The following is a 16718-nucleotide window of genomic DNA, read 5'->3' on the forward strand; positions in this document are numbered from 1 at the left end:
TGAACCATCCGGCGGTCAACCGCCCCACAACCCCAGCACCCGGCGCAGCAGATCACGAGCCTGCCCCGGACTGGTGTACCGCCGCGCCTGCCTGGCCGGAGCCGGCGCCCCCGGAGTGATCAACACGGTCGCGTCCGGCCGGTAGCAGGCGAACTTCACGAACAGCGTCACCACCGGCGCCCCGATCGGAACCACCCGGTGCAACACCCGACCACTCGTCGCGTACGCGCCACCCCGGTGCACCCGCTGCGCCCCCGATGGCCGCACGGCCACCCGGTCGGCGATGTCGAGCAGGTACGGGTCCTGCGGGGAGGTGGGCAACCGGTCGACGTACCGGTCCAACACCTCACCCCCCTCCGCCGACGCGTACTCGTACGACTCCGCGACCAACGCGCCGTGCACGACCGTCGAGACGAAGTCGAACCGGTGGTCGTGGATGTCCTCCCGCTCCCCCACCACCTCCGGCCAGTAGTTCATCCGAACCTGGAACGCGGCGTTCGACAGCACCAACACCTTCACGAACCCCAACGGATGCCACTGCGACCGCCGCGCGCACACCGCCAGCAGATCCTCGTCGACGACCGTGCGCGCCACGACATCCCGTACCGCCGCCCGGAACACCTCACCACCGACCACACCGGTCAACTCCACGGCGCGCTCTAGCGGTGAACCGACCAGGTAGGGCGCCAACGCGCCGCGGACACGCTCGTGCGCGTCAGTCCACAGCGGGTCGTCCGGGAAGTCCAGCAGACTGCTCATCCGCCCTCCCAGTCACTCGTACCGGTGCTCCGGTCGCCGGATGTACTGCCCGATGGTCGCGAAGCCCTCCTCCGAGATCCCCGAGTGGTCCAGCCCCAACGCGGTCAACGCCTCCTTGACCGACTGGGTCGTCAAGTCCTCCGGCCGCGGCAGGCGCACCGACGGATCCAACACCCGGCACCCGGCCATACCCGCGTCGAACTCGTCGCGGTGCGCGTTGTAGAACGCGGTCCCCTCCCGGTGCTCCAGCGCCGGGTGCCCCTTGAACTGCCCGGTCACCAGCGCCCGCTGCTGCGACATGTCCAGACTCATGATCCAGAACGTCGGGCTGAGCCCGATCTCGATGTCGAGCCTCGGGAACGCCTCCCGCCAGGCGTACACCGACAGCACCGTCGCCAGGATCTCGTGGCGCACCCGCGCGACGTCCCACTTGCGGGCCGCGCCCTCGCGGGTGTTGAGGTACCGGATGTAGGTGGTGAGCAACCGCTCGTCGTCGGGGTCCATCAGCTGCGCGCGGACGGTGATCGACACGTTGCGGGCAACGGTCGCCTCCGCCAGCCAGGGCAGCGTGCGCGAGCGGAAGTAGGACGCGGTGCGGGCGCGCACCCACCACTCACGGGCAGCCGCGGCCTCGGCGCGGATCAGCGGTTCGATCTCGCGGGACTCGACCACGTCGGACTCGGGAACCCGATCGTCGGCGGGCAGCAACCACACCAGCAGCACCGCGATGAACGCGCCCGCCACGGTCGCCGCGATCAGCGACTCCAATACCTGCGCCGACACACTGCGCAGCGGCGCCCCCGTGCCGGGGTTGACCTCACCGACCACGAAGAACCGAACGAGCAGCAGCACGACCAACGCCGCGAGCAAGCCCGCGAAGTACCACCGCCGCAGGTACCTGAGCTTCGCCGGATGCATCAGCCCCCCATCTGTTGCCCCGAGGGCATCGTAGGCCGTTGTTGACCTTGGTGCACCACGCGGGCAGGGACCAAAGTCCCGACCGACCCCGGTCATCCGGGGCGCGCGGGGGTGGGGTGGGGCACCTACAGTGGGGGCGGCAGCGAAGGAGTGGGCATGCGGGTGTTCCTGGTCGACGACCACGAGATCGTGCGGCGCGGGGTGGCTGACCTGTTGGACGAGCCGGGGATCGAGGTCGTCGGGGAAGCGGCCTCGGTCGCCGAGGCGCTGGTGCGGGTGCCCGCGGTCAAGCCGGACGTGGCGGTGCTCGACGTGCGGCTGCCGGACGGGACCGGCGTCGAGCTGTGCCGGGACCTGCGGTCCACGCTGCCCGACCTGCGGTGCCTGATGCTGACCTCGTTCGCCGACGACGAGGCCCTCTTCGACGCGATCATGGCCGGGGCGTCGGGATTCGTCCTCAAGCAGGTGCTGGGCACCGACCTGGTCGCCGCCGTGCGCACCGTCGCCGACGGCGGATCGCTGCTCGACCCCAGGACCACCGCCGCACTGCTCGACCGGATCCGCCGCGAACGCACCGAGACCGACCCGCTCGCCCAGCTCACCGACCAGGAACGCGCCGTGTTCGACCTCATCGGCGAGGGCCTGACCAACCGGGAGATCGGCGAGCGGATGTTCCTGGCCGAGAAGACCGTCAAGAACTACGTCTCCCACCTGCTCGCCAAGCTCAAGATGCAACGCCGCACCCAGGCCGCCGTCCTCGCTGCCGAACTCCGCCGCCGCTGACCGACCACCGTCAGCCCTAACAGGCCACGGCCAGAACACCACTGGCTGCCCCGGTTGACCAGTCAGCTGTCGTTCCGCAACCAGCCGGCGCTAACCAAGAGGGACCTCCCACCGCACCGCGGTCCCACCGCTCTCCGACGACTCCACCTCGAACCGCCCATGGCACTGCTCCGCGCGCCTACGCATGTTCTCCAGCCCACTACGCCGTAACGGTGCCCCCACACCCACACCGTTGTCCCGCACCGTCACCGCCAACGCGTCCCCCGCGGACACCTCCACCACGATCTCCGCCGCGCCCGAGTGCCGTACCGCGTTGCTCAACGCCTCCCGCAGCACCGCCACCGCGTGCTCCCCCACCTCAGGCCGCACTAACGTGTCGATCGCCCCCGCCATCGACACCGCCGGAGACGTCGCCGCACCGGCGCCCACCTCGGCCACCACGTCCAGCAACCGCCGCCGCAGGCTCGCCGAGTCGTCCACCGCCTGCAGGTCGAAGATCGACGTCCGGATCTCCCGCACCGTCTGGTCCAACTGCTCCACCGACCGGTGCACCCGCGCCCGCGCCTCCGGGTCCTCGATCCGCCGCAACGTGCCCTGCAGGCTCATCCCGGTCGCGTACAACCGCTGGATCACGTGGTCGTGCAGGTCCTGCGCGATGCGGTCGCGGTCGGCCAGCACGTCGAGCATCCGCTGCGCCCGCTGCTTCTCCGCCAACTCCAACGCCACCGCCGCCTGACCCGCGAACGACGCCAACATCGGCGCGGTGTCGGCCCCGAACGTCCGCGCGCCCTTCTCCCGCGCCGCCAACAACACACCACCCGCGGTCCGCAGCGGCACCACCACCGCCGGACCCAACGCCCCGAACTCCACCTCCACCGACAGGTCCGCCACCGCCCGCGGCTGCTCCGCCCGCAACACCGCCTCGATCAACGGCCCGTACGCGGACACGTCCAGCTCCGCCGACACCTCCCCGGTCGCCGCCCCCACCCGCAGCAGGTCCCTGGTCGTCTCGTCCACCAGCAGGATCAACGCACAATCCGCCTCGGTCAGCTCCAACACCCGCCGCGCGATCAAGTCCAGGGTCTCCCCCTGCGACGCCCCCGCCAACAGCTGCGTGTTCACCTCACCAGCCGCCGTCAACCACCGCTCACGGTCACGCGACCGCTCGAACAGCCGCGCGTTCTCGATTGCCACACCCGCCGCGGCCGCCAACGCCTGCACCACGGCCTCGTCGTCGGCGGTGAACGGCCCACCGCGCTTCTCGGTCAGGTACAGGTTCCCGAACACCTCACCGCGCACCCGCACCGGCACACCCAGGAAGCTGCCCATCGGCGGGTGGTTCGGCGGGAACCCCACCGACGCCGGGTGCTTGGCCAGGTCGGTCAACCGGATCGGCTCCGGGTGCTCGATCAGCAGACCCAGCAACCCGCGCCCCTCCGGCAGGTGCCCCATCCGCGACCGCGTGCCCGCGTCGATGCCCTCGTGCACGAACCGCGACAACCCACCGTCACCGAGCACCCCCAATGCCCCGTACTGGGCGTCCACCAGATCGGTGGCGGCTCGGACGATCCGCTGCAACGTCGAGTCCAACTCCAGGCCCGCGCCCACCGCCATCACCGCGTCCAACAGCCCCTGCAGGCTGTCACGGGTGTGCATCAGGTCGCCGAGCCGCTCGTGCAACTCCCGCAACAACTCGTCGAGCCGCAGCCCGGAGATCAGATCGGTTGCCCTACCGGGCTGCCCCATGGCGACTCTCCCGCGATCGTGGCTACGGCAGAACGCAGACTGTCACGGACCACCCCACCCCGATAGGGGCACCCCCAAAGATCACCTCGTCCGGGGAGGCGACCCCGAACCCGCTAGAACCCGCCACGCGCAGTCACCACCACTGCCGCCGTCCCCTGTGGACACCCCCGGAATGCGGTAGACCGGGAGACGACGAACAACCGCACGAGAGGGGTTCACCGTGGGAACGGCCGGGTACCGCCGAGGCGTGGAAACCGAGATCACCACCCGCGTGGACGGGATCACCCGCACCACGCGCGTCGACACCCGCACCACCCTCCTGGACCTGCTGCGCGAACGACTCGGCAACACCAGCCCCAAGAAGGGCTGCGACCACGGCCAGTGCGGCGCCTGCACCGTCCTGCTCGACGACCGCCGCGTCCTGGCCTGCCTCACCCTCGCCGTCACCACCCACGACCACGACATCACCACCGCCGACGGCCTCGCCCCCGACGGCCACCTCCACCCCGTCCACCAGGCGTTCCTCGACAACGACGCCTTCCAGTGCGGCTACTGCACCCCCGGCCAGGTCTGCTCCGCCGTCGGCGCCCTCGCCGAACTCGCCCAGGGCCACCCCAGCCACGCGGGCGACATCACCGCCGACCCCGAGCCCACCCGCGCCGAGATCGCCGAACGCATGAGCGGCAACCTCTGCCGCTGCGGCGCCTACACCAACATCATCACCGCCGTCGAACAGGCGGCCCGCGGATGAGGCCCTTCGACCACCAGACACCCGAGAACGCCCACACCGCGGTCCACCTCGCCGCCGCGCACCCCACCGCCGCGTTCCTCGCGGGCGGCACCAACCTCGTCGACCACCTCAAACTCGGCATCACCCACCCCGACCTGCTCATCGACCTCAGCACGGCCACCACCACCGAGATCACCGAGGTCGACGGCGGCCTGCTCATCGGCGCTGGCGCCCGCAACAGCGACATCGCCGCCGACCACCGCGTCCGCACCCGCTACCCCGCACTCGCCGAGGCCCTGCTCTCCGGCGCCTCCGGGCAACTGCGCAACATGGCCACCGCGGGCGGCAACCCCCTCCAACGCACCCGCTGCGCCTACTTCCAGGACACCACCACACCCTGCAACAAACGCCGCCCCGGCTCCGGTTGCGCCGCCCTCGGCGGCTTCACCCGCGGCCACGCCATCCTCGGCGCCTCCGACCACTGCGTCGCCACCCACCCCTCGGACATGGCGGTAGCGCTAACAGCCCTCGACGCCACCGTCCACGTCCTCAGTCCCGACGGCGAACGCACCATCCCCTTCGTCGACCTCCACCGACTCCCAGACGACGACCCCACCCGCGACACCGTCCTCGACCACGGCGACCTCATCACCACGATCGAGCTCCCCGACTCCCCCATCGCGAGGCAATCCCGGTACCGCAAGGTCCGCGACCGAGCGTCCTACGCCTTCGCGCTCGTCTCCGTCGCCGCGGCGCTCGAGGTCACCCACGGCGTCATCACCGACGCCCGCCTCGCCTTCGGCGGCGTCGCCCACAAACCCTGGCGAGCCCACGCCGCCGAACAGATCCTCATCGGCGAACCGGCGACCGACGACACCTACCGCCTGGCAGCCGAGACAGAACTGGCCGACGCGCGCACCCTCGACGGACTCGACGGCGGCAACGCCTTCAAGGTCCCACTCCTCATCCGCACCACCACCGCCGTGCTCCGCCAACTGGCCGAGGAACCACGATGAACACCATCGGACAAGACATCCCCCGCCGCGACGGCCACGCCAAAGTCACCGGTACCGCCACCTACGCCTACGAAACCCCCGCCGACAACGCCGCCTACTGCGCACTCCTGCAAGCAACCATCGCCAAAGGCCAAGTCACCGAGATAGACATAACCGACGCGTTGGCCCTACCAGGAGTCCTCACGATCCTCACCCCCGGCGACGTCCAGAAACTCACCCCCGTAGAGAACACCGAACTCCACGTCCTCCAGGACAACGAAATCGCCTACCGGGGACAGATCATCGGCGCCGTCATCGCCGACACCTCCGAAATCGCCCGCCACGCCACCGAACTCGTCCACTTCACCTACCACGTCGACGAACACGACAGCGCCTACTCACCCGACCGCGACGACCTCTACACCCCCGACAGGCTCATCACAGGCGCACCAGCGGATACCACTACCGGCGACGTCGACGCCGCCATGCGCGCAGCGACCCACACCATCGACCACGTCTACTCCACCGCCACCAACCACCACAACCCGATGGAACCCCACGCCACCACCGCGCTGTGGCAGGACGACACCCTCATCCTCTGGGACTCCACCCAGGGCGTGCACGCCGTGCGCACCACCCTCGCCGAGGTCCTCGACCTGCGCCCCGACCAGGTCCGCGTCATCTGCCCCTACGTCGGCGGCGGCTTCGGCGCCAAGGGCGAGCCCCACGCTCCCGTTGTCATAGCCGCACTCGCCGCGCGCGCCCTGCCCGGCCGCCCTATCCGGCTCACCCTGACCCGCGCGCAGATGTTCGTCCTCGTCGGCTACCGCACGCCCACCACCCAGCACACCCGCGTCGCCGCCGACAACACCGGCCGACTCACTGCCATCGCCATCACCGCGACCGGCCAGACCGCCAGGATCCGCGAGTACGTCGAACACGCGGGCGCCGCCACCCGCATGATGTACGCCGCGCCCAACCGCGCCACCAGCCACCGCGTCGCCGCGCTCGACGTCGCCGTCCCCACCTGGATGCGCGCGCCCGGCGAGTGCCCCGGCATGTTCGGACCCGAGGTCGCCATCGACGAACTCGCCGACGCGCTCGGCATCGACCCCATCGACCTGCGCGTGGCCAACGAACCCGACGTCGACCCCGAGTCCGGCAAGCCGTTCTCCAGCCGCAACCTGGTCGCCTGCCTGCGCCAGGGCGCCGACCGGTTCGGCTGGGCCGACCGGGCACCCCGCCGCGACGGCGACTGGCTGGTCGGCACCGGGGTCGCCGCCGCCGTGTTCCCGGCCTTCACCATGCGCGCCACGGCGGCCATCCGCTACGACCAGGGGCGCTACACCGTCGAGATCGGTGCCGCCGACCTGGGCACCGGGGCGTGGACGGTGCTCCCCCAGATCGCGGCCGACGCGCTCGAGGTGCCTCTCGATCAGGTCGATGTCGGCATTGGCGACACGTCTTACCCGTACGCGTCCACGGCTGGCGGGTCCACCGGTACCGCTACCTGGGGGTCGGCCGTCCTAGCCGCTGTCGAGGCGTTCCGGGACAAGTTCGGCATGGACCCGGACGACGGTGACGAAGCTGAGGGGACCCACGACCAGGGTCCGTTCAACGAGCGGTACGCGACCTACGCGTTCGGTGCGCAGTTCGCGGAGGTCCGGGTACACGTTGACACCGCCGAGATCCGGGTGCCGCGGCTGCTGGGCGTGTTCGCGGCCGGGCGCATCATCAACCCGCGCACGGCCCGCTCGCAGTTCATCGGCGGCATGACCATGGGCCTGTCGATGGCGTTGCACGAGAACAGCGAGCTCGACCCGCGCTTCGGCCACGTCATGAACCACGACTTCGCCAGCTACCACATCGCCTCCTGCGCCGACGCCGCCGACGTGCGGGCGTTCTGGATCGACGAGGAAGACCCGCACGTCAACCCGCTCGGCGCCAAGGGCATCGGCGAGATCGGGATCGTGGGCACCGCGGCCGCCATCGTCAACGCCGCCCACCACGCCACCGGGGTCCGCGTCCGCGACCTCCCGCTGACCCTGGACAAGCTCCTCCCGGGCCTCCCCTGACCTCGACGGCTTGGCCGCCACCCGGCTCGGCGGCCAAGCCGGAGTCCCCTGGTCAAGGTCCTAGATCGCCTGGCCTCCCCCTTCATGGCGTTTGTGCGTTTGTGCTGATTGGTGACACTGGCTCTGTGACCAACCATCGGTTATCTTGATAGTTCATAGTGGATATACAAACAGGGGAGTTGGATCTGGTAGGTTCGCGCAGGTCAGGGCGACATCGCATGGCCAAGGGACCGCGCCCGATGGGGGGCGGGTTCCGTAGACTGGGGACATGGGCGCCCACTACACCCCCGGTACGCCGTCGTTGCGGGTCCGGCCGACGCTGACCTGGACCGATGCCGGGGAGCCCCTCCCCCGCACCGCGAGCCTCGACGAGGTCGTGGCCGTCGTCGGCAGGGGCCGGGTCGCGGTGTTGAGCGGGGCGGGGCTGTCCACCGAGTCCGGGATCCCGGACTACCGCGGCGCGGCCGGGAGCCTGCGCAAGCACATCCCGATGACCTACGGCGAGTTCGTGGGCACCGCGAACGCCCGGCAGCGGTACTGGGCGCGCAGCCACATCGGGTGGCGCACCATCGCCGCGGCCGCCCCGAACGCCGGGCACCACGCGATCACCGCGCTGCACGCCGCGGGCCTGCTCAGCGGCGTGATCACCCAGAACGTCGACGGCCTGCACCAGGCGGCAGGCACGCCGGATGTCATCGACCTGCACGGCAACCTGGACCGCGTGGTCTGCCTGAGCTGCCGGGAGACCACGCCGCGCGCCGCGCTCGACGAACGGATGCGCGCCGCCAACCCCGACTTCCAGGCGGCCGTACCGGACACCGTCAACCCTGACGGCGACGTGTACCTGTCAGAGGAGGAGACGATCGGGTTCACCGTCGTCGGGTGTGTCTCGTGCGGGGGTGTGCTGAAGCCGGACGTCGTGTTCTTCGGGGAGAACGTGCCGCAGGGGCGCGTACGGCAGTGCAACGACGTGGTCGACGCCGCCGCGGCGCTGCTGGTCCTGGGGTCGTCGTTGACGGTCATGTCCGGCCTGCGGTTCGTCCGCCGCGCCGCCACGCGGGGCACACCGGTCCTCATCATCACCAAGGGCCCGACCCGGGGTGACGCGCACGCGGCGGTGCGGGTCGACCGGCCGCTGGGCCCGGCGCTCACGGAGCTGGTCGACCGGCTGGCGTAGCCGACGGACGGTAGCGGGCGTTCACCGGTTGGCGGGGCCGTGGTTCCCGGCTGCCCGAGTCCCGGGCCGGGCTGGCTCCACAGTCGGTCACCGGAAATCACGTTGGGGTGGTAGGCGGCGTTCTCGCATCACCAAACCGCACCTGGAACATCCCCCAACCGCAACCGAGAACCGCTCGTCCCAGCCAGAGAGGTCGCGTCATGGCTCGTCCACTCACCTCCGCCATCACCGTCGCCACCACCTTGCTCGCGCTGTTGACCACCACCGCCGTCACCTCCTCCGCGACCGCCGCCGCCGCGACCGACTCCCTCCGCCCGTCCGTCGTCCGCCAACTCCTGCTCCGCAACACCAAGCTGATCCTGAAGCTCAAGCTCGTCGGCAGGAACAACCAGCAGGACGAGGGCCAGTTGGGCGAGGGCGACGCGCAGATGGCCGAGGACGGCACCGAGTACCCGAACCACTGAGGACCGATCATGAGCTGGATTCCGGACCCAGCCTGCCCAGAACCCGCTGCCCCGGCGGGAAACGGCCGTCCAGGTGGGCCTGTGGACAAATCCGCGCACGGCGCGACCGACCCCTGGTACCACTTGTGGCGCCAATCCAGGGGAACGGAGATCCGCCATGCGTCACCAGAGCCGGTACAGGGTGCTGGCCTGCCTCGTCGTGGGAACACTGCTGGGATCCGCGGTCCAGTCGACACACGCGTCGGCCACCGCGGCGCCACCACCGGGCGAGTCCCTCACGCTCGTCACGGGTGATCGACTGCGCGTCGTCCCGGGCCCGCGCGGGGAGTTCGTCGTCCAGGTCCTGCCGACACCCGGCCGCGACCACGTGGGCTTCCTGCGCGACGGGAACTCGTTGGTGCCGTCGGACGCACAGCCTTTGGTCGACGCGGGTCGACTCGATCCCCGGTTGTTCGACCTGGCGACGCTGCCCAGGGACAGACCCGCGCCTGTGATCGTCACGGACGCTCTTACGCGGTCTCCGCTGCCGGGCAAGGATGTGCGGGCGCTTCCTAGTGTCGATGGCGCTGCTCTTACCCCGGAGCCAGGGTTCTGGGGCTGGTTCACGGCTTCCGGCGCGTCTGTGTGGTTGGACGGTGTGTCGAAGCCTGCGTTGGACGTGAGCGTGCCGCAGATCGGGGCTCCTACCGCGTGGGAGAACGGTTACACCGGCCGCGGCGTGACAGTCGGCGTGCTGGACACAGGCATCGACGGCACCCACCCGGACCTGGCCGGGAAGGTAGTGGAGTCCCGGGACTTCACCGGTACCGGTCCGGCCGACCAGATCGGGCACGGTACGCACGTGGCGGGGATCATCGCCGGTACGGGAGCGGCCTCGGGGGGCCGGTTCCGCGGCGTCGCCCCGGACGCGGACCTGGTGAGCGGCAAGGTGTGCACGGCCATCGGCTGCCAGGACTCCGCGGTGATCGCGGGGCTGGAGTGGATCGCGCCGAAGGTGCGGGTGGCGAACCTGAGCCTGGGTGGCGGGTACAGCGACGGCACCGATCCGCTCTCGCGCGCGGTGGACTCGCTGACCGCGCGGTACGGCACGCTGTTCGTGGCGTCGGCGGGCAACGACCGGTCGCTGGGCAACCCCGACCCGCTCGCCTCGGTGACCACGCCCGCGGCCGCCGACTCGGCCATCGCGGTCGGCAGCGTGACCACAGAGGACACGACCAGTCCGTTCTCGCCCCGGCAGCCGCGGAAACGGGACTACGCGGTGAAACCGGACATCGCGGCGCCGGGTAGCGACATCGTGTCGGCCAGGGTCGTGGGGACTCCGGCGGGTGACAGGGCACCGGTCGACGAGCACTACGCGGCGTTGTCCGGGACGTCGTTCGCGGCCCCGCACGTGTCGGGCGCCGCGGCGTTGCTGGCGCAGCGCAGGCCGGACTGGTCGGCGGACCGGCTGAAGTCGGTGCTGGTGAGCAGCGCGAAGCCCACGGCGGACGTGTTCGAGCAGGGCGCGGGCCGGGTGGACGCGGCGCGGGCGGTCGAGCAGCGGGTGAGCGCGGTCGGCGGCGGTGTCGGGTACGGGTTCGTGCCGTGGCCGCGCACGGGCCGGTTGAGCAAGACGGTGACCTATCGCAACGATGGGGATGCCGCGGTGAGTGTGGTGCTCAGCAGCGATAATCCGGTGTTCGTGCCCGCGGTGGGCCAGGTTGTGGTGCCTGCGCGCGGCAGTGTGGACGTAACGGTCTATGCGGACACTGCTGGGCGTGCGCCTGGGCGGCAGAGCGGTCGGCTGACAGGTAGGGCTGACGGTGTGGTCGTCCAGACAGGGCTGACTGCTGTGTTGGAGGCCGAGAGCTACAACGTGGCGGTGACGCTGAAGGGCCGAACCGGTGCTACAGCGTCGACCGTGGCGAAGGCGGTCAACGTGGACTCGGGCGCGGCTGTCGGTGTGCGCTTGGTGAACGGCGCCGGTGTGGCGCGGTTGCCCAAGGGGCGCTACGACTTCCAGGCGGTGGAGGTGGCCGCGAGCGGTGAGGTGAGTCTGGTCGCGCGGCCCGGGGTTGCCGTGGACCGCGACGCTTCGGTCGGGTTGGACGCGACCGGCGGGCGGTTGGTGTCGACGACCGTTGACGGGACGCGGGCAACGCAGGTCAGCGGTGAGGTGTCGCTGGTGTCGGGGCAGGCGAGCGGCGAGCGGACCTCGGCGCTGGTGTGGTTCTTCCCGGCCGGGCAGAAGGTGTACCTGGTGCCGACCCGGGGGAAGGTCACCGACCACACGTTCCTGCTGGCCCACCGCGCCACCCTGGAAGCACCCGACTCGGTGTACCACCTGGCGTTCGTCTCCCGGGGCGGGATCCCCGACAGCCGGTACTCGGTGCGGCCGCGTGATCTTGCCCGGGTCGACGCGCGGTACTACGCGCAGGGGGCGCCGGGCAAGTCGCTCCGCGCGGACTACGCGCTGCTGGACGCGCCCGGGGTGAACACGGGGGCGCTGCAGGTGCGCGAGACGGTGCTGCCGGGGCGCCGGGCGGAGTACTTCACGACCGGGGTCACCTGGCAGCACGTGATCGCCGTGTTCCCGGCGGACACCTCGGACAGCGAGTCGACGGTGTCGTACCGCGGCTACCGGGCCGGGCAGTACGCGACGCACTGGAACCGGGGACCGTTGAGCCCATCCCTCGGCGCTCCCGAGATCGGCTTCGGGGTGTCCCGGGTCGGCGACGAGCTGTCCGTCGCCGTCGCCCCACTCTCCAGCGGCGACCCCGACCAGTCGACGATCCTCCCCTTGGCCGCGACCGGGACCACCGACCTGTCCCGCGACGGCGTGTCCCTCGGCCACAGCGACCTACCCGGGATCGGGACGTTCCCGATCCCCAGCACACCGGGCCGCTACACCCTGCGCACCGTCGTCGACCGGGTAGTCCCCTGGTCGGTACTGGGCACCCACGCCGACATCACCTGGACCTTCCACGAGGACGGCACCACTCCCCCACCCCTACTGGCCGTCCGCACCACCGCCGACCTCGACGACCAGGACACCGCCCGTCCCGGCACCCTCCTCCCCCTCCGCCTCCACACCCAACGCCAGGCCGGTGTCCCCGCGAGCAGTATCACCACCCTCCGCCTGGAGTACTCCACCACCGACGGCCGGACCTGGCACCCCACCCCCACCCTCCACATCCCCACCGGCGACGGCTTAGCCCTGGTCAAGAACCCCACCACCCCCGGCTTCATCTCCCTCCACATCACCGCGACCGACACCAACGGCAACACAGTCGACCAAACCGTCCTCCGCGCCTACCAAGTCCGCTGACCACCCCGTGGGTGCCGATCACCGGATCGGCACCCACGGGCCCAAACCCGCCCGCTGAGCGGTGCGAGCAGTTGGCGGGTCCGCCGGTGGCTCGCGGCGTTTCGGTTGAGGCGAGGCGGTTCTCGACCTCGGTTGTGGCGCTTACGGTCGCCGGTGTCGAGGCGACCATCGGCAGCTCCGCGCCGGTTGCGTTGTCAGTCGTGAGGTTCAGACCGGCTTGCCGACGAGGATCGGGAGAGGAGGTGCCGCTCCGGCCTACTCTCAACGACCGATCGACGCGGCGTGGTCGCGTCTCGGACCGCGGGAGGTTATCCAAACATCGGCCATGACTTGGATGGCCTCTCGCGGTCCGGCGCCGAGGCGAGTCCACCGGTGGTCGGTGCACGGCCTCCGGTTTCGGTGGGACATCTTCGGTGCGGTGCCGGTGGAACGGGTCACCGATGTGGTGCCGCCGCGCTGGTCATGGCGATGTGGCCGCCGGACTTGCCGCTCCGGTGGCCGTGCCATCACCCACATCCAAGGCGAGATCGTCCGCCCATGGCGAGAACCGCCTAGCGGAACTCGTGGACGACCTCGATGGGACCGACGATGTGGTGGTTGAACTCGGGGAGGTCCTCGGCTGGGACCCACAGCTCCAGGATGGTGCGGCCGCCCGCCTGCTGGACGGGGTAGCGCTGGAGGTGGGCGGTGTCGACGTGGAAGCGGGTCACGTAGCCGACGCCGTGGTGGGGGACGTTCCAGTCGCGGGCGATCCTGATGGCGTAGTCCTCGTTGAGGACCGGGTAGAAGATCGGCTGCTCCGGGAGGCGCGGTGGCCAGGCGGTCCAGTTCGAGCGGCGGACGAGGTCGAGTTCCTCGGGGCCGGTGGGGCGCCACAGCTCGGTGGTGTTCTCGTTCTGGACCACGGCGCACCTCTGCTCGTCCGACTCGCCGGAGGAGAACCTATCGAGCCGAACGGGGCCGGTGCCAGGTGTTTTAGGTCGCGGTGAGGAGGGCGCCGAGTAGGGAGAGGAGGAAGGCACCGCTGAGTAGTGGGGTCAGGAGGGAGGTGTGGCGGGACCACAGGGCGTGCCAGTCGTCGGGGTGGTTGAGGGAGGCCGTGGTCATGAGGGCGCGGCCGAGGCCGAAGCCTGCGCCCGCCAGGAGGGCTTGCGGCAGCGACGCGGTGAGCAGGACGGCGGTCGCGGCGATGTAGGGCAGACCGCTGGGCAGGTAGGTGCGGGCGCCGGTGCCCATCTCGATGCCGAACTGCAGCGGCCCGAGGTGCCTGCCGAGCCGGAACACGCCCTCGGGCACCAGCCGCCGGTTCTCCGGGAACCGGATCGTCACCAGGCCGAGCTCGTTGACCGCGACCAGCACCAGCACGACCCCGACCAGCCCCCACCGCCCCCACCACGGCACCGGCGCGCGAGCAACCGACCCGACCACCACCAGCACCAGCGCGGTGATCACACCACCAACCAGGAGTCCGACGCGGAACGCGAAGGCGGGAGAACCTCGCCAGACCGGCGAGCTCAGCACATGTGCCGAGTTCCGACTTCAAGTGGACCCCGACGTCGCGAACCCCGCCGTCACCCCCACGAACACCCAGGGCACCCACAGCACGCCGACAACCGCCGCCACAGCCAACCCCACCCCGAGCCCGACCGGGTGCCACCGCCTCCCCATCAGCCCACCACCCCGGCACGCAGCACGCCACGAAACAGCACTCCGCCACACGGCACTCCACCAAACAGCACCCTGGCAAACAGCACCCTGGCAAGCGGACCGAGGCGAGACACAGGCCCCACATCCAGCCTGCCGGGACATGCCACACGGCAGCGAGACGGGGTTGGCGCGGTGGGGTGCGGCATGGTCAGAGGCGGGTTCGGCAGATGGTGAGGTAGGTGTAGCCGGACTGGTCGGGGCCCCAGTAGGTGCTGAAGCCGTCGGAGCAGCGGTAGGTCTTGCCGTCGGGGGTGGTCCAGCGCCAGGCGTTCTTCATGGTCGTGGTGCCGCAGGTGGTGGAGACGGCGGTGTGGTCGACCTGGATGTCGCCCTCGGTGTGGGTGCCGTACTTGTGCCAGCCCGCCGCGCAGAAGTCGCTGCCGCGCCAGGCTCCGCCCACGCAGGCGGCGTAGGCGTTGACGTGGGCGCCGCTGGTGTCCGGGTCCTCGTCGTAGCCGACGGGGTAGGCGTCGCGGCAGTCGGTGCGGTCCCAGCCGGTGAGGGCGTTCGGGCCGACCTCGGCCCCGGCGCGGCGGGGGAAGGTCAGGGCGGCGGTGCCGAGGGTGAGCGCGCCCAGGGTGATGGCGCGCAGGACCGTGCGGCGCCTGCCGGTGGTCTTGAGGGCGCTGAGCGCCGTGGTCCGGCCGGTGCCGGACTCGTGGTCAGGTATCCGATCCAGCGTGAGCGCCACCGCGCACCCCCCAGTCGTCGAGCACGGAGTCCACCTGCTCGGCCCGCACGGGCAGCGACACCCGCCGCACCACCCCGTCCGCCCCGACCAACATCAACACCGGCGGCGCCAGGTGCGACACCGCCCGCCACGCCTCCCGATCACTCACCACGTCCAGCCCCACGTCCCACGCCGACGCCGGTTCGTGGGTCAGCAACACCGCGTCGGTGAGCCGCTCCGCCACCTCCCGGCACAACGGGCACCCGGTATCCGCCGCCAACACCACCCGCCCGGCGAACCGCGCCCCCAACTCGATGTCCCCCGCCCCCGAGAACCCACCCGCCTCCCGCCCGACGACGGCCCGCAACAACCGGACCTCCCGCAACACCGCCGCCAACCCCAGGAACAGCACCACGATGGCCACCCAGGTGATCACCAGGAACGCCGTCATCGCGCTCACCGCCCACCCCCGCCACCCGCAGGCACGGCGACCGCTTCCGACCAGCGAGACCGCCACCCACGCGACCGCGCCGGTTCAGCCACGCACGCGGCCACCCCGCTCCCCGCCGCGACATCGCCGTTTCCGGCAGCCATCGCCGACGAGTGCGTCCGAGCGGTAACCCAGTCGGTCACAGGCGAGATGACCATCCGTGCCTCTCGCGGCCGCCGCGGTGCCGCTGGAGTGGCGCGGGCGGGCGCGGTCATCGGGGGTTCCAGGCGATGTTGATGGCGTTGAGCCAGGCCAGGCGGGTGGGGGTTGGGGCTTGTGCCAGTTGGACTTCCGCGGCGGCGGTGGGGAAGCCGAGGACGAACATGTGGCCGGAGCCCGCGAGGGGGACCTTCCAGACCTCGCCGTGGTGGGTGGGGGCGCCTGCGTGGGTGGGGATGTGGGTGCGGGCTTGGGCGGGGCCGGGGATGGAGATCTGGCCGTAGCCGCGGACGGCGAGGATGAGGTGTTCGCTCATGGTGTCGAGCAGGGTTGCCCGGCGTGGGGCGACGAGCAGGCCCGCGGGGGTGTCGGTGACGCGGAGGGAGTTGAAGAGGGCGAAGACCCGGTCGCGGCGGGGGGCTGGGCCCGCGTAGACGGTCATCAGTTCGTGGTGGGTGCCGATGAGGGCGGCCGTCGAGGACTGGCCGTCGTCGGCCTCGGTGACGACCACCTCGCGGCCGTGGACCAGGAAGCGGTCGGTGGTCTTGGCCGGGGCGACGTGGGTGCCCGCGAACGCCTGGTAGCCGAGGGGTCCGATCTGGAAGCCGGTGCCGTACGAGCCGCCCGCGAAGCGGACCGCGGCGGCGATGCTGGACACCGGCTCCAGGCCGGGCAGCGTGATGGCGACCTCGGCGCCGCTGGGCGCCACCAAGTCGAGTCGCTGTGCCGTGGTCACGC

Annotated in this window: 16 protein-coding genes; 7 read left to right on the forward strand and 9 right to left on the reverse strand. The window is 71.0% G+C overall.

The features are described from left to right. Positions 1 to 15: 15 nt before the first annotated feature. Positions 16 to 759: a hypothetical protein gene (locus tag CLV68_RS20745; RefSeq protein WP_121392575.1), complete on the reverse strand. Its 744-nt coding sequence runs from the start codon at positions 757 to 759 to the stop codon at positions 16 to 18. 12 nt (positions 760 to 771) lie between these two features. Beyond that, the gene (locus CLV68_RS20750) at positions 772 to 1677 is read right to left on the reverse strand and encodes a hypothetical protein (protein WP_121392576.1); all 906 of its coding nucleotides are present in this window, start codon (positions 1675 to 1677) and stop codon (positions 772 to 774) included. Between the two features lie 150 nt (positions 1678 to 1827). Between CLV68_RS20750 and CLV68_RS20755 the strand changes: the two genes are divergently transcribed. Continuing rightward, the gene (locus tag CLV68_RS20755) at positions 1828 to 2460 is read left to right on the forward strand and encodes a response regulator (RefSeq protein WP_121392577.1); all 633 of its coding nucleotides are present in this window, start codon (positions 1828 to 1830) and stop codon (positions 2458 to 2460) included. 90 nt (positions 2461 to 2550) lie between these two features. Here the strand turns inward: CLV68_RS20755 and CLV68_RS20760 are convergent, their stop codons facing one another. After that, a complete protein-coding gene (locus CLV68_RS20760; protein ID WP_121392578.1) occupies positions 2551 to 4206 on the reverse strand; it encodes a sensor histidine kinase in 1656 nt (551 codons plus the stop codon). Between the two features lie 247 nt (positions 4207 to 4453). Here CLV68_RS20760 and CLV68_RS20765 point away from each other — a divergent pair, with 247 nt between their 5' ends. The 6 genes from CLV68_RS20765 (at position 4454) to CLV68_RS20790 (ending at position 12954) form a co-directional block, all read left to right on the forward strand. Continuing rightward, positions 4454 to 4957: a (2Fe-2S)-binding protein gene (locus CLV68_RS20765; protein WP_121392579.1), complete on the forward strand. Its 504-nt coding sequence runs from the start codon at positions 4454 to 4456 to the stop codon at positions 4955 to 4957. Further along, the gene (locus CLV68_RS20770) at positions 4954 to 5952 is read left to right on the forward strand and encodes an FAD binding domain-containing protein (protein ID WP_121392580.1); all 999 of its coding nucleotides are present in this window, start codon (positions 4954 to 4956) and stop codon (positions 5950 to 5952) included. Before CLV68_RS20765 ends, CLV68_RS20770 begins: the two co-directional genes overlap by 4 nt. After that, positions 5949 to 8006 (forward strand): xanthine dehydrogenase family protein molybdopterin-binding subunit, encoded by a 2058-nt coding sequence (locus CLV68_RS20775; RefSeq protein WP_121392581.1) that lies wholly within the window; start codon positions 5949 to 5951, stop codon positions 8004 to 8006. The genes CLV68_RS20770 and CLV68_RS20775 overlap by 4 nt, the downstream gene beginning before the upstream one ends. 301 nt (positions 8007 to 8307) lie before the next feature. Next, on the forward strand, positions 8308 to 9183 hold the full coding sequence (locus CLV68_RS20780; RefSeq protein WP_121392909.1) for an NAD-dependent protein deacetylase: 876 nt from the start codon (positions 8308 to 8310) through the stop codon (positions 9181 to 9183). Between the two features lie 200 nt (positions 9184 to 9383). Next, positions 9384 to 9647, forward strand: coding sequence for a hypothetical protein (locus CLV68_RS34090; RefSeq protein ID WP_170224475.1), 264 nt, complete (start codon positions 9384 to 9386; stop codon positions 9645 to 9647). Between the two features lie 157 nt (positions 9648 to 9804). Next, on the forward strand, positions 9805 to 12954 hold the full coding sequence (locus CLV68_RS20790) for a S8 family serine peptidase (RefSeq protein ID WP_121392583.1): 3150 nt from the start codon (positions 9805 to 9807) through the stop codon (positions 12952 to 12954). Between the two features lie 551 nt (positions 12955 to 13505). Here CLV68_RS20790 and CLV68_RS20795 read toward each other — a convergent pair. The 6 genes from CLV68_RS20795 to CLV68_RS20815 all read right to left on the reverse strand — a co-directional run bounded on the left by CLV68_RS20795 (position 13506) and on the right by CLV68_RS20815 (position 16716). Beyond that, a complete protein-coding gene (locus tag CLV68_RS20795; RefSeq protein WP_121392584.1) occupies positions 13506 to 13859 on the reverse strand; it encodes a hypothetical protein in 354 nt (117 codons plus the stop codon). A gap of 70 nt (positions 13860 to 13929) precedes the next feature. Beyond that, positions 13930 to 14406 (reverse strand): hypothetical protein, encoded by a 477-nt coding sequence (locus tag CLV68_RS34095; RefSeq protein ID WP_246010016.1) that lies wholly within the window; start codon positions 14404 to 14406, stop codon positions 13930 to 13932. Between the two features lie 87 nt (positions 14407 to 14493). Continuing rightward, a complete protein-coding gene (locus CLV68_RS35725) occupies positions 14494 to 14622 on the reverse strand; it encodes a hypothetical protein (protein ID WP_281274682.1) in 129 nt (42 codons plus the stop codon). Between the two features lie 187 nt (positions 14623 to 14809). After that, a complete protein-coding gene (locus CLV68_RS20805; protein WP_121392585.1) occupies positions 14810 to 15352 on the reverse strand; it encodes a hypothetical protein in 543 nt (180 codons plus the stop codon). After that, entirely contained in the window at positions 15324 to 15782 is a 459-nt protein-coding gene (locus CLV68_RS20810; RefSeq protein WP_170224533.1) for a hypothetical protein, read from the reverse strand. The genes CLV68_RS20805 and CLV68_RS20810 overlap by 29 nt, the downstream gene beginning before the upstream one ends. A 250-nt stretch (positions 15783 to 16032) precedes the next feature. Next, positions 16033 to 16716 (reverse strand): hypothetical protein, encoded by a 684-nt coding sequence (locus tag CLV68_RS20815; protein WP_121392587.1) that lies wholly within the window; start codon positions 16714 to 16716, stop codon positions 16033 to 16035. Between the last annotated feature and the right edge of the window lie 2 nt (positions 16717 to 16718).

The sequence above is a fragment of the Actinokineospora cianjurensis genome (assembly GCF_003663795.1).
GTDB classification, from domain to species: Bacteria; Actinomycetota; Actinomycetes; order Mycobacteriales; family Pseudonocardiaceae; genus Actinokineospora; species Actinokineospora terrae.